Below are 21,451 nucleotides of genomic sequence, written 5' to 3'. Positions count from 1 at the left end.
TTTGGCAAAACTCGTGCGGGTGCGCGGATCAGATCATTCCCCGTTTTCTTTGCAGGTGCAGCATGGCACTGTGTTTGAGAAACAAAAACTCATAAGGAGAGTGCCATGAGTCTGTCGGGCAAAACAGCCGTCGTCACGGGGTCGAATTCGGGGATTGGGCTGGGCATCGCGCGTGAGCTGGCGAAGGCCGGGGCGGATGTGGTGCTGAATTCGTTCACCGACCGTGATGAAGATCATGCGCTGGCCACCGAGATTGGCAAAGAGACGGGAACCAACGCGCGCTATATCAAGGCAGATATGTCCAAGGGCGATGAATGCCGTGCACTGATCGAACAGGCAGGTGCTTGTGACATTCTGGTGAACAACGCCGGCATTCAGCATGTGGCTCCGATCGATCAGTTTCCGTCGGACAAATGGGATGCGATCATCGCGATCAACATGAATTCGGTCTTTCATACGATGGCGGCAGCGCTTCCGATGATGCGCGCGGCGGGCTGGGGGCGGATCGTGAATATTGCCTCGGCTCACGGTCTGACGGCCTCGCCCTACAAGGCGGCTTACATCGCGGCAAAGCATGGTGTCGTCGGCATGAGCAAGACCGTGGCGCTGGAGACTGCGCAGGAGCCGATTACCTGCAATGCTATTTGTCCGGGATACGTACTGACTCCATTGGTTGAGGCGCAAATTCCCAACACGATGAAAGAGTACAATATGAGCCGCGAGGATGTGGTGAAGAACATCCTGCTGGAGCGGCAGCCGTCGAAGGAGTTTGCCACGGTCGAGCAGCTGGGCGGAACTACGATCTTCTTGTGCTCGGATGCAGCGGCACAGATCACAGGAACGACGATATCCGTGGATGGGGGATGGACGGCATTGTGAGGGACCATGGGGGCTCTGCCCCCATACCCCCGAGGTATTTCTGGCCAGATGAAGAGGCGGAACCATGAAACGGATCAATCTGGCATTGCAGGGCGGTGGGGCGCATGGCGCGTTTACCTGGGGTGTACTGGATCGATTGCTGGATGAAGAGGATATCGAGATTGCCGCGATCACTGGGACTTCGGCCGGCGCTTTGAACGGGGCAGCGTTCAAATCAGGGATGGTGCATGCAGGGCGCGAAGGGGCGCGGGCGTGTCTGGATGGGCTTTGGAAACGCATGGGTGCCGTCGGCGATATGCGAATTGCCCATTGGATGCGGGGCATTGAGCCTGCTCATGTTGCACAAGCGTTGGAGTACTCCGTTCCGTTCTCGATGGCCGAAGCATGGTCGCGGCTGGTATCGCCTTACGCCTATGGGCCGTTTTATCGCAATCCGCTCACCCCGGTTGTGGATCGGTTCAACTTTGATGAGATTTGTGCAGACGAAGGGCCCGCGCTGTTTGTCTGCGCCACCTGTGTGCGCAGCGGCAAGATTCGCGTGTTCACAGGCGAGGAGATTTCGACCGATGCGATTCTGGCCTCGGCCTGCTTGCCGAACCTGTTTCAGGCGGTTGAAATCTATGACCCGAAATCCGAGCGGACCGAAGCGTATTGGGATGGCGGCTATACCGGAAACCCGGCGCTTTATCCGTTGTTCGGTGGGGATTTGCCAGATGATGTGGTGATTGTGAACATCAACCCGCTGGAACGCGATGAGGTGCCTAAAACGCCGCAGCAGATTCAGAACCGGATCAATGAGATCAGCTTTAACTCATCGTTGTTTCGCGAGCTGCGTGCGATCAATTTCGTTCAACGGCTTCTGGCCGAAGGCAAGCTGAAGGCTGGTGAGATGAGCCGGGTGCTGGTGCATATGATCGCTGATGACGCCTTGATGAACGACCTTTCAGCGGCCACCAAGATCGTGCCAAACCCGGTTGTGCTGAACCGGCTGAAACAGTCCGGGCGCGATGCGGTGGATCAGTTTCTGAGCGTGCATAAGGACGATCTGGGTCAGCGGAGCACGGTCGATTTGCCCGCAATGTTTGGTTGATTATTCAGGCGGCTGGGTTGGGTCTTTGTCATTCGGGTAAACCAGACCCGCTGAGATCACCAGCTTGGCTGCATCCTCGATGGACATATCCAGCAGGATCACATCCTCTGCGGGGAAAAACAACAGGAACCCGGATGTGGGGTTTGGGGTTGTCGGGACAAACACGCTTAGCAACTCGCCCCCGGTTTCGGCGCGATCGCTCACTTCACCGCGCGCTGTTGTCGAGACGAAGCCGATTGCCCAGATGCCCCGGCGCGGATACTGGATCAGGCAGGCTTTTTCGAAAGACCGCTCGGTCTGGGCGAACACAGTTTCCGAGATTTGCTTGATCCCGGAATAAACCGAACGGACCACGGGCATGCGGTCGACGACACTTTCGGCGAAATGGATCAGCGAACGGCCCAGGATGCCCTTTGCAATCCAGCCGACGATAATCGTGAACAGCAGGAATATGACCACGCCAACGCCGCGCAGGTTGATGCCGACATATTCCGAGGGTTGGAACCGTTGCGGGATCAGTGGCAGGACGGCACTGTCGATCCAGCCAACCACAGACCAGATCAACCAGATGGTCAGCCACACCGGAGCAATGACGACGATACCAGTCAGAAAGGACGCGCGTAGCCGGGAGAACAGGCCGGGGCGTCGGTGGGGTTCTTCGTCAAACGGAGTGTTCATTGCGGTCCTGAGTGGTTTGCGGAATTAGGTAAGCAGTCCGGGCGCTTGGTGCAATAGCTGGGGTCAGTGGGCTGATTCCGTTAGCGCACGCGCGATGACCGCTGCCAGTCGGGCGTTGTTGCGTACCAAAGCGATGTTGGCGGTAAGCGAACGGCCTTCGGTCTGTTCATAGATACGCTGTAGCAGATAAGGTGTGACGCCTTTGCCAGTGATCCGGTGAGTTTCTGCATCGGCCTGTGCGGACGCGATGATCGGGGCCAGCTCCTCGGACGGGATCTGGTCGGCTTGCGGGATCGGGTTAGCGACCAACTGACCACCCGGCAGCCCCAACGCACGCCGTGCTGCGTGGGCTTTTGCTATGTCAGCGGCATCATCCATGCGCAGCGGGGCTGCCAAGGGTGATTTTGCGGACCAGAAGGCTGGGAACTCGTCCTGTCCGTGGGCGATGACGGGGACGCCGAGCGTTTCCAGAACTTCAAGCGTTTTGGCGAGGTCGAGGATGGCTTTGGCCCCGGCCGCGACCACAGTCACCGGGGTCTGCGCGAGCTCGTGCAGGTCAGCGGAGATGTCGAAGGAGGTTTCGGCCCCCTGATGCACCCCACCGATGCCTCCGGTGGCGAAGACCTCAATGCCTGCATAATGTGCGGCGATCATTGTTGCGGCGACGGTGGTGGCCCCGGTGCCGCCTGTAGCGAGGCAGGCGGCCATGTCAGCGCGTGACAGTTTGGCGACGCCTTGCGCCTGACCCAGTGCGCTCAGCTGGTCGGCTTCGAGGCCGACGTGCAAAACTCCGTCAATAACGGCAATCGTTGCTGGAACGGCGCCCGCATCGCGGATGTCTTGTTCAACCTGTGCCGCGACCTCGATGTTCTGGGGGTAGGGCATGCCATGGGTGATGATGGTGCTTTCCAATGCCACGATTGGTTGGCCCGCATCCTTGGCGGCGCGGACCTCTGCGGAATAGTGAATGGTGATCACAGTGGGGTTTCTCCGGAAACATAGGTTGCAGCGGCGCGCAGCGCGCGGCTGAGTGCCGCGTCGCTGTCGGCACCATTCGCCTCGGCGGCGATATGGGCGGCCATGAAAGTGTCACCCGCGCCGGTCACGCGGGTGACCAGAACGGACGGGGGTGTTTGGGTCAAGACAGCATCAGCATCCCCGACGGTGGCCGAGTTGCCGCCATCGGTCACAAGAACCCGCAACGCGCCACGGTCCAGCAGGCCTTTGGCGGCGCTCTCGGAATCGGTGAACTCGCGTTGGCAAAGCAGTCCGGCCTCTTCGAGATTCACATAGAGCGTTGCACGGGCGTGTTTGAGGAAGGGCAGCAGCCGTTCTGCCTTGCCGGGCGACGCCGGGGCGACGCGCAGGTCGGCTTTGGCGAAGGCGGGGCTTTGGGCGATCTCTTCAAGCAAGGTAAGCGTCAGGTTACCGTCCAGCGCGATGGGCCCTTCGAATGGCGTATTTTCATAGCCCAGCGGACCATGCATCAAGGGACGCAGGATTTTGGCTCCGGCAGCTTCAAGCGAATGGGCGTCGGCAATGGCGGCGATCAGCCCGTTGGCTCCTTCAACCGCCATATATCTGTCGGTTGGCAGGTCTTGCGAGCGATAGATGTGATCGGTGACCATCCCCAAACGCGCGCAGGACCGGACCAATTCGTCGCCTTCAGCGTCGCGGCCAATTGCGGTCAGCAAAGTCGGGGTCATTCCGAACCGCACCAGCGTCATGGCGATGTTCATGGCGACGCCACCCGGCAGGCGAGTAATGCGGCCAGGTACATCCGAGCCCTGTCGCATGGCGCTGGCCGAGCGTCCGATCACGTCCCAAAGGACCGAGCCGATGCACAAAATTTCGCTGTTCTTGTTCATGCCTTGTGTCATGCCGCAGCCCCGACGCGGGTGCAAGGGTTAACGCTCGCATCCCTCAGCGCATTGCGGCAATCAGAGAGTTCAGCGCCTCCAACGGGTTATCTTGCGACCAGATTTCCTCTCCGATGCCGAAGAAATCGGTGCAGGGGGTGAGGTCTCGGATCAGATCGGACGTCAGGCCGCCCTCGGCCACGACGGGAACCTCGATCATTTCGGACCACCATTGGAACAGGTCCTTTTCGGCCTGAGTACCATCGCCCAGCGTGGCGGAACCAACCGGGCCAAAGGCCACGTAATCCGCGCCACTTTCACCAGCAGTCATCCCGTCATGGCTGGAGGCTCCGCAGAAGCTGCCGACAATCGCATCCGCGCCCAGTTCCTTGCGGGCCGCCCGGATAGACCGCGCGCCGTCATCCAGATGCACCCCGTCCAGACCCAACCGTTGCGCCAGCAGGACGTGGTTGGAAATCACGATGGCCACGTCGCGCGCATGCGCAACTTCGCGGCAGGCATCGGCAGCGCGTGCAATGGTGTCTTCGTCGTTGCCCGCCAAAGCAAGACGGATACAGGCAACATCGGCCCCGTCCAGCACGCGGCCCAATTGGTCGGGGAATGTGCTCAGCGCGATGGTCGGAGGCGTGATCAGGTAAATCTGCGGCTGCTCGGGGGGTTCCATGGCGCGTCCTTCGGGTTTGTCATCTTTCGCGCGGTTTAGCGGATTGCGCGGGGGAAGCAAACTTTTATGCCTTCCAAGCGGGTATTTGGAAACAGAAGAAAGGGATCGGGTTGCTATGGCCATGTATGCGAATTAGAGCAGGCGGAGTTTTTTGGAGTAAGCCATGCCCAGCGATACATCCCAGCCTTCATTTGTGCTCGTGCGCCCGCAGATGGGTGAAAACATCGGTGCTGCGGCGCGGGCGATGTGGAACTTCGGACTGGACCGGATGCGGATCGTGGCACCGCGTGACGGGTGGCCAAACCCCAAGGCGGTAGCCATGTCGAGCGGGGCGGGGCGGCTGCTGGACGAGGCGCAGTTGTTCGACGATCTGGCCGGATCTCTGGCAGATAAAACCTTTGTCTTTGCCACCACAGCGCGGCAGCGCGGCCTGACCAAACCAGTCTATAGCCCCGAACGCGCGATGCAGATCGCGGCTGAGAAAGTGGCGGCGGGTGAAAAAGTGGCCGTGCTGTTTGGCCCGGAACGGGCAGGGCTTGAGAATGAGGATATCGCCAAGGCTAACGCGATAATCTCGGTATCGGTGAATCCGGATTACGCCTCATTGAACCTCGGACAATGCGTGTTGCTGACGGCCTATGAATGGATGCGCCAGACCGGGGACGTTGTTCACGAAGCCACCGATCTTGGCAAGGGTGACTGGGCCACCGGGATCGAAGTGGAGAAACTGGTCGAGCACTACGAAGACCGTCTGGAAGAAGCCGGGTTCTTCTACCCGCCTGAAAAAGCCGAAGGAATGAAGGTGAACCTGCGCAATCTGTGGTCGCGGATGCGGATGACACGGGCCGATGTGCAGATGCTTCACGGGATCATGCGGCAGATGGTCCGCTGGAAAGACAAAAGCTGAGGCTGGACCTATCTTCCGCCAAACCATAGCTTGCGACGAAAACAGGACATGAGGACAGCATGAGCGGTAAGCGCAGCATCTTCGAAGAGGTCTCGGACAGCGAAAAACAACAGGCCGTCCAACCCGGTATGATCGACCGGGGGCGTGGCGGTGCGCGGGTCGCGATCCGGGTTTGGCTGATGATCCTGTTCGCGCTGGTCGTGATCATGATTGCCGTGGGCGGGCTCACGCGGCTGACCGACAGTGGTCTATCGATCACCGAATGGCGACCTATTACGGGTGCGATCCCGCCGATGAACGCTGCCGACTGGCAAGCCGAATTCGATAAATACAAGCAGATTGACCAGTGGCGCATTCAGAACCAATGGATGGAGCTGGATGATTTCAAAACCATCTATTGGTGGGAATGGGGCCATCGCCAGTTGGGCCGCGTGATAGGATTGGTTTGGGCCGTTGGATTTATCGGTTTCCTTGTGACCCGCAAGATTCCTACAGGATGGGCTGGTAAGCTGCTGATCCCCGGCTTGCTTGGCGGTGTTCAGGGTGCTGTAGGCTGGTGGATGGTCGCCTCGGGCGTCACACAGGGTGAAGGCATGACCGCCGTTGCCAGCTATCGTCTGGCAACGCATCTTGGCTTGGCCTTCGTGATCCTCGGCTTTCTTGCCTGGTACATCTTTGAACTTGGCCGTGACGAACGTGACCTGATGCAGGCCCGCCGCGCGAAAGAGGCTAAGCTTTTCTCGATATCGACCGGACTGCTGCACTTCACCTTCCTGCAAATCCTCATCGGTGCGCTGGTGGCCGGGATCGACGCGGGGAGGTCCTACACTGACTGGCCTCTGATTGGCGGTCAGTTGCTGCCGCCCGATGCGGCCATGCTGGAACCGATGTGGCGTAACTTCTTTGAAAGTCCCGGTCTGGTGCAGTTTATCCACCGTTGCGTCGGCTATCTGCTCTTTATTTTCGCCATCATAGTCTGGCGGCGCGGTGGCAGCAGCGCGCACCCACAGACCCGCTTTGCCTTCAACGCCATGTTCGCGGCTTTGTCACTGCAAGTGGTCGTGGGCATCATCACAGTCGTCTATGCGGCACCTTGGCAGATCGCCATTTTCCACCAGTTCATGGCCGTGGTCGTCTGGACACTGATCCTGCGCGCCCGCTTCCTGACAGCTTACCCTATCGCAACATCTGTGCGCGGAGCATGATCCCATGACAGCATACAATGACCTGATGGCCTTTCAGCGCGAAACCTCGGCCCTGGGCCAGATTGCCGGTAGGCTCGGCTGGGACCAGGAAACGGTGATGCCGCGCGGTGCCGCGCCGCAACGGGCCGAGGAAATGGCAGCGATCGAGGCTGTATTGCATGCTCGCCGCTCTGACCCTCGCGTTGCCGAATGGTTGGAGCAGGCCGCACCGCAAGATGAGGTCGGCAAGGCACAACTGCGTGAGATACGCCGCGCCTATGACCGCGCGGTGAAGGTGCCCGCCGATCTGGCGACGGCGATTGCACGCGTGACATCCGCCGCGCAGGGCACATGGGCCCAGGCGCGAGCGGACGAAGATGTCTCAGCCTTCCTGCCGGTGCTGGAAGAAGTTGTCTCGCTGAAACGGCAAGAAGGTGAAGCGCTGGCACAGGGTGGCGACGTTTATGATGCGATGGTTGAGGATTACGAGCCCTACACAACCGGCGCTCAGATCGCCGCGATCTTTGACGAAATGCGCCCACGTCTGGTGGCTCTTCGCGCCGCAGTTCTGGATCGCCCGGAACCTGCCGCGCTGACCGGCAACTTTGACGAACTGACCCAGATGCGCCTGACGCAGAAACTGGCAACGACATTCGGCTATGACCTGAACAATGGCCGCGTCGACAAAGCGGTGCATCCGTTCAGCTCGGGCAGTGGGCTGGACGTTCGGATCACCACCCGCACCAGCGAGACCGATCCGTTCAACTGCTTTTACTCGACCATTCACGAGGTTGGACACGCCGCCTATGAGCAGGGCATCGACCGCGATTACCTGCTGACCCCGCTAGGACGTGGTGTGTCGATGGGTGTGCATGAAAGCCAAAGCCGGATTTACGAAAACCAGCTGGGCCGCTCGCGCGCCTTTACCGGATGGCTGTTTGACCAGATGAAAGAGGCGTTCGGTGATTTTGGCATCGCCGATGCGGATGCGTTCTATGCCACCGTCAACCGCGTCCACAACGGCTATATCCGGACCGAGGCGGATGAGGTGCAGTACAATCTGCACATCATGCTACGGTTTGATTTGGAACGCGCACTGATGGCCGGTGACTTGCAGGTCGGCGACCTTGAAGCCGCCTGGAACAACCGCTTCAAAGCAGATTTTGGTTATGCGGTCGACAAGCCCTCGAACGGGTGTTTGCAGGACGTACACTGGTCGGTTGGCCTGTTTGGCTATTTCCCGACCTATTCGCTGGGTAATGTCTATGCGGGATGCCTGTATCAAACACTGCGCGCGGCAATTCCCGGACTTGAGGGGCAGTTGGCAGCTGGCGATACTTCCGGGGCGACCGGTTGGCTTCGAGAGCATGTGCAGCAGCATGGAGGACTGTACGCGCCCCGCGAAATCATTCAGCGCGCCAGTGGGGTGGAACCAGGGCCGGAGCCGCTGTTGGCTTATCTGGAGCAGAAGTTCGGGGCGTTGTACGGGCTTTGAGGCGTGTTCGTGGCGCTCCGGCGTTACACTGGTCCTGACGGTACCATTTCGATACGCAAGGCAACAGCGGCGAAGAAAAGGCCGCTTCCTGCCAATACAAACACGTGCCAGATTGTGTTGTGGTAGGGCAGCCAGTCCAGAAGGTAGAATACCACGCCTGCGGTATAGATGAGGCCTCCGGCGATCATCAAAGTAAGGGTAAGGGGTGAAAGTTCGGCCAACATGGATTGTCCGGCCCAAACCGCGGCCCATCCCATCAGAAGATACAGCGCCAGCCCGAACCAGCGGAAGCGGTTCGGGTCGATCATCTTCAGAACAGAGCCCAGCGTCGCAGAAGACCACAGCCCCAGCAAAAGCCCCGGAGGTTGCGAAGCCGAGAGCAGCAGGAACGGCGTATAAGTTCCTGCGATCTTCACGTAGATACCCGAGTGATCAAGGCGGCGCAGAAACTCTGCCCACTCATCATGCTCGATCATGTTGTAGAGCGCCGAGAACGTCAGCATCAAAACCAGAGTTATTCCATAGATCGAGGCGCCCAAAACCGCCGCCGGGTCTGACCGATAGAAGACTGTCATGATGATCAGCATAGGCGCTGCGATCACCGCCGAAGAAACACCCAGCACATGAACAACACCGTCACTTATTCGCTCAGCACGGCTATAGGCAGGTCGGATATGGGCGAATGACCACATATCGAAATGCTAGGCTTGCCGGGTCTGCTGGGGCAAGCCCACCCTCGTGCCGTTGGCAGGAACGTGACCCTGAGTAACAAAAACGCCCGCAAAACGGGCGTTATGTTACACTTCTGTAGTGCTTTGTTATTCCTCGGCTTCTTCGTCACCCTGGTCGGCGATCCAAGCCACACTAACGACTTCTTCGCCTTTGCCGGTGTTGAATACCCGCACACCACCCGCGCTGCGGGAGCGGAACGAGATTCCCTCGACCGGCACCCGGATCGATTGGCCTTTCGAGGTAGCCAGCATGATCTGATCGTCGATTTCTACGGGGAAGGAGGCAACCAGCTCGCCACCGCGCATGGCTTTGTCCATCGCCGCCACACCCATGCCACCGCGACCGCGGACAGGGTAGTCGTGACTGGAGCTCAGCTTGCCCGCGCCGCCCGACGTGATGGTCAAGATCAGGTTCTCGGCTGCCGACATCTCGGCATAGCGTTCCTGCGTGATACTGCCAGGCGCGGCTTCGTCCTCGTCCGTTTCGCCGTCATCCGCAATGCCCGCGACTGCGCGGCGCATCTTGAGGTAGGCGGCGCGCTCGTCCGGGTCGGCCTCGAAATGGCGAATTACGGACATCGAGACGACACGGTCGCCATTGCTCAGCCTGATGCCGCGCACACCGGTAGATTCGCGTGAGTTGAAGACACGTACATCAGTGGTCCGGAAGCGGATCGCACGGCCCGAATTGGTGACCAGCATCACGTCTTCATCTTCTGAACAGATGCGAGCGTTTACCAGTTCCACATCCTCGGGCAGTTTCATCGCGATCTTGCCATTGCGGCGGACGTTCGTGAAATCTGACAGACGATTGCGGCGGACGTCACCTGCACTGGTGGCGAAGACGATTTGCAGGTTCTCCCACTCTTCATCCGGCACATCCACGGGCATGATCGCCGCGATCGAGACACCGGTCGGGATCGGAAGAATGTTGACGATCGCCTTACCCTTACCGGTCCGGCTGGATTGCGGCAGACGCCAGGTCTTGAGCTTGTAGACCATGCCTTCGGTGGTGAAGAACAGCAGTTGCGTATGCGTGTTCGCCACGAAGAGATTGGTGACAACATCCTCTTCCTTGGTCTGCATACCCGACAGGCCTTTGCCGCCACGCTTTTGAGCCCGGAAATCGGCCAGAGGGGTGCGTTTGATGTAGCCGCCTGAGGTGACAGTCACGACCATATCTTCGCGTTCGATCAGGTCTTCGTCTTCCATATCACCGGACCAGTCAACGATCTCGGTGCGGCGGTCGACGGCGAACTGCTCGCGCACGCTGCGTAGCTCATCGGCGATGATGCCCATGATGCGCTCACGCGAAGACAGAATATCCAAGTATTCCTTGATCTTGTCGGCCAGTTCTTCCAGTTCGTCCGTGACTTCCTTTACACCCAGTTGGGTCAGACGCTGCAGCCGCAGTTCGAGAATGGCGCGGGCCTGTACCTCGGTCAGGTTATAGGTGCCGTCGTCATTCATCTTGGACAGCGGATCGTCGATCAGGCGTAGATAGCCTTCGATCTCGGATGCAGGCCAGCGGCGGGTCATCAGTTTCTCGCGCGCTTCAGCAGCGTCTGCCGACGAGCGGATCGTGGCAACCACTTCGTCAACATTCGAAACGGCCACGGCCAGACCACACAGGATGTGACTGCGCTCACGCGCCTTACGCAAGTCATAGGCTGTGCGGCGGGCAACAACATCTTCGCGGAAGTCGATGAACGAGGTCAGGAAGCGGCGCAGGGTCAGCTGTTCAGGCCGACCACCGTTCAACGCCAGCATGTTGCAACCAAATGAGGTCTGCATCGGCGAGAAGCGGTAGAGCTGGTTCAGCACCACTTCGGGCGTTGCATCGCGTTTCAGTTCGACCACGACACGCACACCATTGCGGTCGGATTCGTCCTGTACGTGGCTGACGCCTTCGATGCGTTTTTCGCGCACGGCTTCGGCGATCTTTTCGATCATCGAGGCTTTGTTCACCTGATAGGGGATCTCGTCGACAACGATGGCATACCGATCCTTGCGCAGCTCTTCTACGCGGGTCTTGGCGCGGATGATAACGCTGCCACGGCCTTCAAGGTAGGCTTTGCGCGCACCTGAGCGGCCCAGCATCACACCGCCAGTCGGGAAGTCGGGGCCGGGCACATACTCGATCAGTTGTTCTGATGTCAGATCCGGGTCGTCGATCAGCGCCAGCGTGGCATCGACCACTTCGCCTAAGTTATGCGGTGGGATGTTGGTTGCCATACCCACGGCGATACCACCGGCACCATTGACCAGCATGTTCGGGAAACGGGCGGGTAGGACGGTCGGCTCTTTGTCTTTGCCGTCATAGTTGTCCTGAAAATCGACAGTCTCTTTTTCGATATCGGCCAGCAGGGACGCTGCGGGTTTGTCCATCCGTACTTCGGTGTAACGCATCGCCGCCGGGTTATCGCCGTCCATTGAGCCAAAGTTGCCCTGACCATCAAGCAGCGGCAGCGACATCGAGAAATCCTGCGCCATCCGCACCAGCGCGTCATAGATCGCACTATCACCATGCGGGTGGTACTTACCCATCACGTCACCAACCGGACGGGCCGACTTGCGATAGGACTTGTCATGAGTGTTCCCGGTCTCATGCATCGCGTAGAGAATACGCCGATGCACCGGTTTCAGCCCATCGCGCAGATCGGGGATCGCACGGCTGACAATGACCGACATCGCATAGTCCAGATAGGAAGTGCGCATTTCGGATTCGATGGATACCGTCGGGCCGTCATAAACGGGGCGCTCGGGCGGGGTTTCGTCCATGTTTTCAGGGATTTCTGGCGTATCGCTCACGTAGGCTGCCCGTGTCTTGTTCTTGATCTATATCTTGTGGATACACTTTATCAGACCCAGCATATAAGGTGCAAGCAAGCAACCGTTCCCCGGTCAAATTAGGTCGGTAACACCTGAGTAACATATTGTTATCTAAGTATTAGGACAGTTCCGTGTTACTCTGAGTAGACCTTGTAACAAATTTGGAGGTCTGCATGGCGCAAAGTGAAACTGAACTCATGCTTAAGGGGTACGGGCTGACCACTGCGGAATTTTTCTACCACATGCCCGACTATATTCACGTACTGAACACGTTTATTTGGCAGGATTACGACCTTGCTCCGGACCATCCGAAGCTGTTCGAATTCGTAGAATTCTGGCAGAAAGAGATTGAAGGTCCGCTGCACTCTGTCAGGTTCACGCACCGGAAAATGATCGCGCCTGGGGAATGGCGCAACATGGTAGGTGAGTTTCGGGTGAACTGAATCAAGGTTCAATTTATCCACGGCACTTCAAAGCTTGCTTCCAAATGAGGTGAAATGGGCTAAGGTCATGGCCGATCTGACGGTTTAATTCGGATACATGCGATGCCCAGAATTCTGCTCCTTGCCGCTGCGCTTTGTCTAAGTGGCCCTGTTTTCGCCGAAGGGCTGTTAGGAAAGATCAAGAAAGGTGCGGAAAACACAGCAACTGCGATCGGCCTAGGGGCTGAGGCCGTGGGAACGACGATTGAAAAGGGTACAGCTGCCGTTGACGAAACCATTGGTTCGACAGCGGATTTGCTGAAGAACGAAGCCACGCCGGAAGAGACTCGCGCTAAGCTGGACGCAATGGCTGGCGAAACTCTTGATCATTTATTTGCCGAAGATCCACAGGCGCAGGCGCTTTATGAGTTTAGTGCGGGATATGCGGTGTTCGACTCGCGAAAAGTAACTGTGTTCCCAGTTTCAGCTGGGTATGGGCGCGGTGTGGCGGTTTCAAAGGACACCGGACAACACACATACATGAATATGGGGACCGGGGGCGTCGGCGCCGCCATTGGTATCGGCGGATTTGAAACCAAGTTCGTGATCATGTTCGAAACACCCGCCGATTTGGACAAGTTTATCAACGAAGGTTACGACGCGACCGCAGAAACGTACGCGATGTATGGTGAAGAGCGATCTGGCGATACGCTTCACTTTACCGATGGCCGGTCATTCTTTGTGTTGAGCAAGAAAGGTTGGCGTGTCTCAGCAGGTGCGTCCGGAACCAAATTCTGGAAATCACTGGAGCTGAACTGACTAACCGGAACAACTCGCCCCACCGAGCACACAGAATTTGGCGCAATGTGGATGGTTCAGATGCACGTCGGCCTCGGCTTCGGCGAGCGTTTCGCCGAGTTCAAATTCCGGCGAATAGGGCAGTAGGGTGCAGGCCAACACAGCTGGCCGTTTTGCCCCTTTGCGTTTGACCACCATACGTGAGCTGGCGCACATAACTGCATCGGGGGACTTATTCAGAATACCCCAGCATGCGGTTGTAATCTCTGGAACTTCTACGGTGTCGTCCATCTCGGGGAACAGCACGGTCTGCGCTGGATTATGCGCATCAATGTCAAAGCCGTGCTTGGCAAAGAATGCTGCATACCCCGCGCGGCTTTCAGCGTCGCTGTCCCCCCAGACTGAGCGCCCGGCAATTGCCATCCTAAAGCCGTTGTCCCGCAACCACTCCATCCCCGTCAGAGTTTTGGCAAAACTGCCTTTGCCGCGTTCTTCGTCATGCAGATCGGGGCGGTAGTGGTCGACGGAGACACGCAGCGTCAGTTTTTCTGCGTAGTCGCGCTGTAATTCCAGTAAACCCTCGCGCATTTTGCGGCGCATCATCGGCCGCATTGCATTGGTCAGGATCAAAACTTCGTACCCGCGCTCTAGCGCGACGCGCGTCATCTCGATCATCTCGGGGTTCATGAAGGGCTCACCACCAGTAAAGCCTATCTCGCGGATCGGCCATTGGCGCTGTTCGATCTGATCCAAATAGTCGCGGACTTCGTCGGCGGTGATGTAAACCAGAGCATCGTTGGTTGGGCTGCTGGCGATATAGCAGTTAATGCACTCGATGTTGCACAGCGTTCCGGTGTTGAACCAAAGGGTTTCGGGATGAGTCAGCGCGACGGACGCGCGCGTTTGCCCGTCTGCTGTCACTAAACTGTTCTGAAACTTCCCGATATTCGCAGCCTGTAGGGCGTTGTCTTTCATTCCGGCATCCGGTTCTGTGCTTGTGCCAAACCGACTTAACCGTTTGTGCCGGTTTAGTTAAGAGTATCTACCCCTCGCTGACAGAGTTTTGATGTGGGAAGAAAGTTGCCGATTGGTTGCGCTAACATTGGACATGCCCCAAGCGGCAAGGTAAGGAAAAGCCATGGTTTCTCGTGTCATACCTGTTGACCCATTTGATCTGGTCATATTCGGCGGAACCGGCGATCTGGCACAGCGCAAGATCGTTCCGGCCCTGTTTCGGCGTTACTGCGCCGGGCAGTGGCCCGAGGCCACCCGGATCATCGGCGCAGCGCGGGGCGCTCTGACCGTTGATGGCTTTCGCGAGATGGTGGCCGAATCGTTGCGGCAGCACGCACCGAAGCGGGCAAATGATCAGGAGGCTGTGAACGGTTTTCTGCAGCGCGTGGAGTATGTCCCGCTTGACGCATTGTCCGAAGATGGTTGGGCCCAGTTGGCCGAAATGCTGAATGCGGATCGTATCAGGGCCTTCTATTTCTCGGTAGGCCCCCGATTGTTTGGCCCGCTGGCCGAACAAATCAGGGCGCACAATCTGGCCACCCCGCAAACCCGTATCGTCGTCGAAAAGCCTTTTGGGCACGATCTGGAAAGTGCTCGCGCGTTGAATGCGACACTGGCGGCGCATTTTGACGAAGGGCAAATCTATCGGATCGATCATTATCTGGGTAAGGAAACCGTTCAGAATCTTATGGCCGTTCGGTTCGGCAACATGCTGTTCGAACCGCTTTGGAACAGCCAGTATGTCGATCACATTCAGATCACTGTGGCCGAGACCGTCGGCATTGACGGTCGTGAAGAGTATTACGAGCGCGCTGGCGCCATGCGCGACATGATGCAGAACCATCTGATGCAGCTTTTGTGTCTGATCGCGATGGAACCACCCGCAAAATTTGATCCGGACGCGGTGCGCGATGAGAAACTCAAGGTCATACGTGCGTTGGATTCGGTTGAGCCGCATCATATCGTAAGAGGTCAGTTTGCAGGCGGTGCCGATGGCCGGGGGTATCGTGAAGTTGTCGGCAATCAAAGGTCGACGACGGAAAGCTACATCGCATTGCGCGCGCATATCAGCAATTGGCGTTGGGCGGGCACACCGTTCTATCTGCGCACGGGCAAAGAGCTGGTGGCGCGGTCCTCGGTCATCAATGTGATGTTCAAGGATGCTCCGCATTCGATTTTTGGCGAAGAGGCCGGGCGTCATGCGAATGCTCTGTCGATCCGGTTGCAGCCCAATGAAGGCATCACTTTGAAAGTGACAATCAAAGAGCCGGGGCAGGGAGGCATGCGTCTGGTTGACGTTCCGCTGGACATGAGCTTTGCCGAAGCGCTTGGGCCTGAAAACCAGGACCCACCTGACGCTTATGAGCGGCTGGTGATGGATGTCATTCGCGGCAACCAAACGCTGTTCATGCGCGGTGATGAGGTAGAAGCCGCATGGGCCTGGACCGATCCGATTATCGCGGGCTGGGAGGCGCGCGGTGATGTTCCCAAACCCTATGAAAACGGCAGCACCGGCCCGGGCGACGCCGAGCTGCTGATGAAACGCGACCACCGCCGCTGGCAAGGAATAAATCCATGAATATCAAAGAATACGCCGATCGCGACATGCTGGCGATTGATGTCGCGAATGCATTGGCCGGAGATCTTGAGGCCGCATTGCTACATCATGATACTGTCTCGTTGGCCGTTCCGGGCGGAACCACACCGGGGCCGATCTTTGATGGATTGTGCGCTGCGGATCTGGAATGGGATCGTGTGCACATTCTGCCGACCGATGAAAGATGCGTGCCGGGTGATCACGAGCGTTCGAACGAGAGGTTGATCCGGGAACGGTTGCTGACCAGTCGCGCATCCATTGCACAATACATGCCGCTCTATGTTGCGGAACATGAGCCTGAGGCGGTTTTGCCCGAGATCGAAAGCCTGATTAACCCGCATCTGCCGCTATCGGTTCTGGTGCTGGGTATGGGTGAGGACATGCATACCGCCTCGCTCTTTCCGGGGATGCAGGGCTTGTCTGCTGCTCTGAACAACAACGCCCCGACACTGGCGGTAGCGCGGACCGATGTGCAGCCCGAAGCGCGTATCACGCTGACGGGTCCGGTTCTGGACGGCGCTCTGTCCAAGCATCTCGTCATATTCGGAGAAACTAAACGGAATGCCCTGGATCGTGCCATGTCATTGCCACCCGAGGAAGCTCCGATCGCGGCCGTGCTCAGCGGCATGACCGTACATTGGGCGGAGTAATCACGATGCAGCTGGATCAATTGAACTCACTCGCAGCCACACAGACGGGCCGTCGGATACTCGATCTGTTTGACGCCGATCCAAACCGGGCGCAGGGTTTCTCGGCTTCGACCGGAGATCTGCTGTTTGACTATTCGAAGACACAAATCGACGAAGATATCCGCGCGGCACTGATCCAGCTTTGCGATCAAGTCGAATTGGCAGAGCGTCGGGCCGCGATGTTCTCCGGTGAAAAGATCAACGAAACCGAAGGCCGGGCTGTGTTGCATACCGCGCTACGCAATCTCGACGGAGGCCCGGTCGAGGTCGATGGTCAGGATGTAATGCCGGACGTACTGGGCACTTTACAGCGAATGCGCGTCTTTGCCGAAGAAGTGCGTGGCGGGGCGATCAAAGGGGCAGGGGGCAGCTTTACGGATGTGGTCAACATTGGCATCGGTGGCTCGGACCTTGGGCCGGTGATGGCGACGCATGCCTTGGCACCTTATCACGACGGGCCAAGGCTGCATTATGTCTCAAACGTGGATGGTGCGCATATTGCGGATACGCTGCGCCCGCTTGATCCGACACAGACTCTGGTGATTGTCGCGTCGAAGACCTTTACGACCATCGAGACGATGACCAATGCACGCACGGCGCGGGCTTGGATGGTCGATGGTGGTGGTGATCCGGCGCGGCAATTCGCAGCGGTCTCCAGCGCTGTTGATAAGACACAGGCCTTCGGGATTCCCGAGTCGCGGGTGTTTGGCTTCGCGGATTGGGTCGGCGGGCGGTACTCGGTCTGGGGGCCGGTCGGACTGCCGGTAATGATTGCCGTTGGCTCGAACGCGTTTGACGCGTTTCTACGGGGCGGTCAGGCGATGGATCTGCACTTTCAATCCGCTGAATGGGCAGAAAACCTGCCAGTTATGCTGGCGCTTGTGGGGGTCTGGCATCGTCAGGTGCTTGGGCATGCCAGCCGCGCAGTTCTGCCATATGATCAGCGTCTGCTGCGCCTGCCTGCCTATTTCCAACAACTTGAGATGGAATCGAACGGTAAATCCGTCGCGATGGATGGCAGCGCGCTGACCATGCCTTCAGGACCGGTCGTCTGGGGCGAACCGGGCACCAATGGACAGCACGCCTTTTATCAGTTGATCCATCAGGGCACCGATGTGATCCCCTGCGAATTCATGGTGGCGGCAAACGGGCATGAGCCGGAACTGGCCCATCATCATCGCCTTCTATTGGCCAATTGCTTGGCCCAGTCCGAAGCGCTAATGCGGGGTCGGTCGCTGGATGTTGCACGCGCACGCATGGCCGAAAAAGGCCTGACAGGCGACGAGTTGGAGCGTCAGGCACGCCATCGTGTGTTTTCGGGCGACCGCCCGTCAACCACGCTGATCTATCCGCAGCTTACCCCGTTTGTGCTGGGTCAAATCATTGCGCTTTATGAACACCGTGTGTTTGTCGAAGGCGTGCTGCTTGGAATCAACTCGTTCGATCAGTGGGGTGTTGAGCTGGGCAAGGAACTGGCAACGTCTCTGGGACCGATCGTGGACGGTGAGGTTAGCGCCGAAGGCAAAGATGGCTCGACCTCGGCGCTGGTTGGATACGCATTGCGACATCGCGGTTGACGCGGCACCCTGCCGCACTCTCTTATTGTCAGACAATTGAATTCTTGGCAGGGTTGTTGCCAAGACATAACGGCGCGGCCAAGCGCTGACGATGGGAGGAATGTCCATGCTGGGACAGATGATGACGCAGCCTTTGCTGATTTCGTCGCTGATTGAACATGCTGAACGTTATCACGGGCAGACCGAGATCATCTCGGTCGAGACCGACGGAACCGTCACCGAGACCAACTGGTCCGGGATCGCGCAAAACGCCCGACGGATGGCTTCGGCGTTAGAGAAACTGGGGCTGCAACCGCAGGATCGCGTGGGCACGCTGGCCTGGAATAACCGCCGCCACCTTGAGATCTACTATGCAGTGTCCGGCGCGGGCTTTGTCTGCCACACGATAAACCCGCGTCTGTTTCCCGAACAACTAACCTATATAATCAACCACGCGCAGGACCGGGTCCTGTTCTTCGATGCGACCTTCCTGCCTTTGGTCGCCGCGCTGCAAGAGCATCTGACCGAGGTGCAGTACTATGTGCTGATGGGTGCGCGGGACGAGGCTGCGCTGTCTCAGGTGCCGGGGTTGGTTTTTTATGACGAGCTCATTGAAACCGGTGATACAGACTACGCGTGGCCCAGCTTTGATGAAAACACTGCCTCCAGCCTCTGTTATACTTCGGGTACCACTGGGAACCCCAAAGGCGTTCTCTATTCCCACCGCTCTACAGTTCTGCACAGCTTCGCGTCGAACACGCGCGACGTAATCGGCTATTCCGCCATGGATGTGGTGATGCCGGTGGTGCCAATGTTCCACGTCAACGCTTGGGGCTCGCCCTATGCCAGCGCTATGTCTGGTTCGCGAATGGTGATGCCGGGGCCGGGATTGCATGGCGAGGCATTGGTCAATCTGATCGACACATATGGCGTCACGCTGGCGATGGGCGTACCGACCATTTGGCAAGGTCTGCTGGCCCATGCCGCGACATGCGGGACCAAGTTGAAAAGCCTCAATCGTACTGTAATCGGTGGTGCGGCATGCCCGCCCTCAATGATTGAAACGTTCCGCGAAACTTATGGAGTCGATACCGTCCACGCCTGGGGCATGAGCGAAATGAGCCCGCTGGGCACGACGAACTATCCGATGGCCAAACATCTGGACATGCCCATGGAGGCACAGCACAAGCTGCGCGAAAACCAAGGCCGCCCGCCCTTTGGGGTTGAACTAAAAATCGTCGATGATGATGGCAGAGATCTTCCCCATGACGGTGAAACGCAGGGCGATCTGATGGTGCGCGGCCATTGGGTGCTGGACAGCTACTTCCACATGCAGGATGAGGCCTTGTTGCAGGATGGCTGGTTCGCGACTGGCGACGTTGCCACACTGGACCCGGATGGGTACATGACCATCCGCGACCGATCGAAGGACATCATCAAATCGGGGGGTGAATGGATCAGCTCTGTCGAGTTGGAGAATATCGCGGTCGCACACCCTCAACTAGCGACGGCTGCCGTTGTGGGCGTGCCGCATCCGAAATGGGACGAACGCCCGCTCTTGGTAGCAGTGAAGGCCGAGGGCGAAGAACCGACCGAGCAGGATTTGTTGGCATTCTTCGACGGTAAAATCGCAAAATGGCAGGTGCCCGACAAGGTCGTGTTCGTCGACGCCTTGCCCCTTAACGCGACCGGAAAGGTCCTGAAGCGCACGTTGCGCTCGGATTTCAGTGATGCGCTGTTGGGATAAGTGCCAGTCTGGGAAGAATGGCTCCGGCGGTAGGGATCGAACCTACGACCAATTGATTAACAGTCAACTGCTCTACCGCTGAGCTACGCCGGAACGGTCCGCGCCGTATAGCAACCTCAAATTGCGGCGTCCAGTGGGGTAGTGGAGTTTTTTCTGCGAAAAAACTTCGCCGTGGCTCACGCAGCTAATTATGAAGAATTTGGTGTGATTTGGCTCCGGCGGTAGGGATCGAACCTACGACCAATTGATTAACAGTCAACTGCTCTACCGCTGAGCTACGCCGGAACTGAGGGGCGTATAACAACCCGTATTTTCGGCGTCCAGAGGGGAAGCGCACGGGCCGTCAATTTTTTCCGATTCACGCGATGCGCTTGAAACGAGACGCAACTGACAGATCCCCCAAGGGCGCTACACGGGATCTGCCGGTCAGATCAACCAGATGGGCGAAGACATTACGCTCGGCCGCGGGAAGCAGCGCGGCGGGGGTTTCGATATAGATTCGCTGGGCAAGCTGTTGGGCCGTTTCTGGGCCATTTTCCAGGGCGTCGAGTATCTGTGATTCCCGCTGCAATCGGTGGTCTATCAGCCAATCCAGGCGCTTGGCAGGATTCGTGATAGGGGCACCATGGCCCGGATGAAAAACCGACCACTCGCGCGCACGCAGGCGGCGACAGGCTGCCATGAAATCCGTCAGGTCTCCGTCCGGGGGCGAGACCAGAGAGCTGGCCCAGCCCATGACGTGATCAGCCGTAAAGCAGACATCCCCCCAGGCCAACGCGATATGGTTGCCCAGATGGCCGGGTGTGTGGATCACTTCGAGTTGCCAGCCTTCTGCCGCGACGCGTTCACCGTCTTCAAGCTCGATATCAGGGCGGAAATCGGCATCGATTCCCTCACCACCTCCGGCAAGCCCGTTCTGGGCCAGCTCGGTCATGACTTCGCTGCGTCCAGCTTGCGGACCACCAAAAGCCAGAACCGGAGCGCCGGTGCGGGATGCGAGCGGGGCGGCCAAAGGCGAGTGATCCAGATGGGTGTGCGTAACAAATATGTGGCTGATCCGCTGCCCGGGTTTCAGCGCATCAACTATGGCTTGCATATGGGCATCACTCAATGGCCCAGGGTCGATGACAGCAATGTCCTCATCGCCCAGAAGGTAGGTATTCGTACCACGATAAGTCATTGGCGAGGGATTGGGCGCAAGAATGCGCCTAAGTCCCGGGGTGAGCACGGCAACCTGTCCAGGGAGAGGGTTGAAATCGTCGGGGGCTTGCATTCTGACCTCTTCCTC

19 protein-coding genes and 2 tRNA genes are annotated in these 21,451 nt (G+C 58.2%); 11 read left to right on the top strand and 10 right to left on the bottom strand.

The annotated features are described in order from the left end of the window. Positions 1–105 precede the first annotated feature (105 nt). Both ACR0AW_RS03285 and ACR0AW_RS03280 read left to right on the top strand, forming a co-directional pair. Positions 106–879, top strand: a complete 774-nt coding sequence (locus ACR0AW_RS03285) for a 3-hydroxybutyrate dehydrogenase (RefSeq protein ID WP_170421879.1) — start codon at positions 106–108, stop codon at positions 877–879. Positions 880–943: 64 nt separating this feature from the next. Further along, a complete protein-coding gene (locus ACR0AW_RS03280) occupies positions 944–1,969 on the top strand; it encodes a patatin-like phospholipase family protein (RefSeq protein WP_170732332.1) in 1,026 nt (341 codons plus the stop codon). Here ACR0AW_RS03280 and ACR0AW_RS03275 read toward each other — a convergent pair whose 3' ends face one another. The 4 genes from ACR0AW_RS03275 to ACR0AW_RS03260 all read right to left on the bottom strand — a co-directional run bounded on the left by ACR0AW_RS03275 (position 1,970) and on the right by ACR0AW_RS03260 (position 5,191). Next, positions 1,970–2,647 carry a DUF502 domain-containing protein gene (locus tag ACR0AW_RS03275; protein ID WP_170396909.1) on the bottom strand — a complete coding sequence of 226 codons (678 nt, stop codon included), beginning with the start codon at positions 2,645–2,647 and terminating at the stop codon, positions 1,970–1,972. It abuts the gene before it with no gap. 63 nt (positions 2,648–2,710) lie between these two features. Continuing rightward, positions 2,711–3,625: a pseudouridine-5'-phosphate glycosidase gene (locus ACR0AW_RS03270; protein WP_170406047.1), complete on the bottom strand. Its 915-nt coding sequence runs from the start codon at positions 3,623–3,625 to the stop codon at positions 2,711–2,713. Beyond that, positions 3,622–4,515: a PfkB family carbohydrate kinase gene (locus ACR0AW_RS03265; protein WP_170509655.1), complete on the bottom strand. Its 894-nt coding sequence runs from the start codon at positions 4,513–4,515 to the stop codon at positions 3,622–3,624. Before ACR0AW_RS03265 ends, ACR0AW_RS03270 begins: the two co-directional genes overlap by 4 nt. 55 nt (positions 4,516–4,570) lie before the next feature. Continuing rightward, positions 4,571–5,191, bottom strand: coding sequence for a thiamine phosphate synthase (locus ACR0AW_RS03260; RefSeq protein WP_170732330.1), 621 nt, complete (start codon positions 5,189–5,191; stop codon positions 4,571–4,573). A 163-nt stretch (positions 5,192–5,354) separates the two neighbouring features. Here ACR0AW_RS03260 and ACR0AW_RS03255 point away from each other — a divergent pair, with 163 nt between their 5' ends. Genes ACR0AW_RS03255 through ACR0AW_RS03245 form a run of 3 tightly spaced genes read left to right on the top strand, consistent with a single transcriptional unit; the run spans position 5,355 to position 8,777 of the window. Beyond that, entirely contained in the window at positions 5,355–6,098 is a 744-nt protein-coding gene (locus ACR0AW_RS03255) for an RNA methyltransferase (RefSeq protein WP_170732328.1), read from the top strand. Between the two features lie 59 nt (positions 6,099–6,157). Next, complete coding sequence (ctaA, locus tag ACR0AW_RS03250) at positions 6,158–7,303, top strand: heme A synthase (protein ID WP_170732326.1); 1,146 nt, start codon at positions 6,158–6,160, stop codon at positions 7,301–7,303. Between the two features lie 4 nt (positions 7,304–7,307). Further along, on the top strand, positions 7,308–8,777 hold the full coding sequence (locus ACR0AW_RS03245; RefSeq protein WP_170732323.1) for a carboxypeptidase M32: 1,470 nt from the start codon (positions 7,308–7,310) through the stop codon (positions 8,775–8,777). 23 nt (positions 8,778–8,800) lie between these two features. Here the strand turns inward: ACR0AW_RS03245 and trhA are convergent, their stop codons facing one another. Continuing rightward, positions 8,801–9,469, bottom strand: coding sequence for a PAQR family membrane homeostasis protein TrhA (gene trhA / locus ACR0AW_RS03240; RefSeq protein ID WP_170406032.1), 669 nt, complete (start codon positions 9,467–9,469; stop codon positions 8,801–8,803). Positions 9,470–9,595: 126 nt separating this feature from the next. Next, positions 9,596–12,319 carry a DNA gyrase subunit A gene (gene gyrA, locus ACR0AW_RS03235; protein ID WP_170396932.1) on the bottom strand — a complete coding sequence of 908 codons (2,724 nt, stop codon included), beginning with the start codon at positions 12,317–12,319 and terminating at the stop codon, positions 9,596–9,598. 194 nt (positions 12,320–12,513) lie between these two features. Between gyrA and ACR0AW_RS03230 the strand changes: the two genes are divergently transcribed. Beyond that, positions 12,514–12,783, top strand: a complete 270-nt coding sequence (locus tag ACR0AW_RS03230; protein WP_039535770.1) for an usg protein — start codon at positions 12,514–12,516, stop codon at positions 12,781–12,783. A gap of 102 nt (positions 12,784–12,885) precedes the next feature. Beyond that, on the top strand, positions 12,886–13,581 hold the full coding sequence (locus ACR0AW_RS03225; RefSeq protein WP_170732321.1) for a hypothetical protein: 696 nt from the start codon (positions 12,886–12,888) through the stop codon (positions 13,579–13,581). Here ACR0AW_RS03225 and ACR0AW_RS03220 read toward each other — a convergent pair whose 3' ends face one another. Next, positions 13,582–14,535: a radical SAM family protein gene (locus tag ACR0AW_RS03220; RefSeq protein ID WP_170732319.1), complete on the bottom strand. Its 954-nt coding sequence runs from the start codon at positions 14,533–14,535 to the stop codon at positions 13,582–13,584. A 163-nt stretch (positions 14,536–14,698) separates the two neighbouring features. Here ACR0AW_RS03220 and zwf point away from each other — a divergent pair, with 163 nt between their 5' ends. From zwf to ACR0AW_RS03200, 4 genes are all read left to right on the top strand, one after another. Next, entirely contained in the window at positions 14,699–16,153 is a 1,455-nt protein-coding gene (zwf, locus tag ACR0AW_RS03215; protein ID WP_170732317.1) for a glucose-6-phosphate dehydrogenase, read from the top strand. Beyond that, complete coding sequence (gene pgl, locus ACR0AW_RS03210) at positions 16,150–16,821, top strand: 6-phosphogluconolactonase (RefSeq protein ID WP_170396937.1); 672 nt, start codon at positions 16,150–16,152, stop codon at positions 16,819–16,821. The genes zwf and pgl overlap by 4 nt, the downstream gene beginning before the upstream one ends. A 5-nt stretch (positions 16,822–16,826) precedes the next feature. Then, complete coding sequence (pgi, locus tag ACR0AW_RS03205; protein ID WP_170732315.1) at positions 16,827–18,437, top strand: glucose-6-phosphate isomerase; 1,611 nt, start codon at positions 16,827–16,829, stop codon at positions 18,435–18,437. Between the two features lie 106 nt (positions 18,438–18,543). Continuing rightward, the gene (locus tag ACR0AW_RS03200) at positions 18,544–20,163 is read left to right on the top strand and encodes a long-chain-fatty-acid--CoA ligase (RefSeq protein ID WP_170732314.1); all 1,620 of its coding nucleotides are present in this window, start codon (positions 18,544–18,546) and stop codon (positions 20,161–20,163) included. A gap of 18 nt (positions 20,164–20,181) precedes the next feature. On the opposite strand, the gene ACR0AW_RS03195 is transcribed toward ACR0AW_RS03200, so the two are convergent. The 3 genes from ACR0AW_RS03195 to ACR0AW_RS03185 form a co-directional block, all read right to left on the bottom strand. Then, positions 20,182–20,256 (bottom strand) — tRNA-Asn (locus tag ACR0AW_RS03195). Between the two features lie 117 nt (positions 20,257–20,373). Next, a tRNA-Asn gene (locus ACR0AW_RS03190) sits at positions 20,374–20,448 on the bottom strand. Positions 20,449–20,521: 73 nt separating this feature from the next. Then, the gene (locus tag ACR0AW_RS03185; RefSeq protein WP_170732313.1) at positions 20,522–21,436 is read right to left on the bottom strand and encodes an MBL fold metallo-hydrolase; all 915 of its coding nucleotides are present in this window, start codon (positions 21,434–21,436) and stop codon (positions 20,522–20,524) included. Positions 21,437–21,451 lie beyond the last annotated feature (15 nt).

The organism is Ruegeria sp. C5, assembly GCF_056537605.1.
This window is presented reverse-complemented; position numbering and strand designations above follow the sequence as displayed.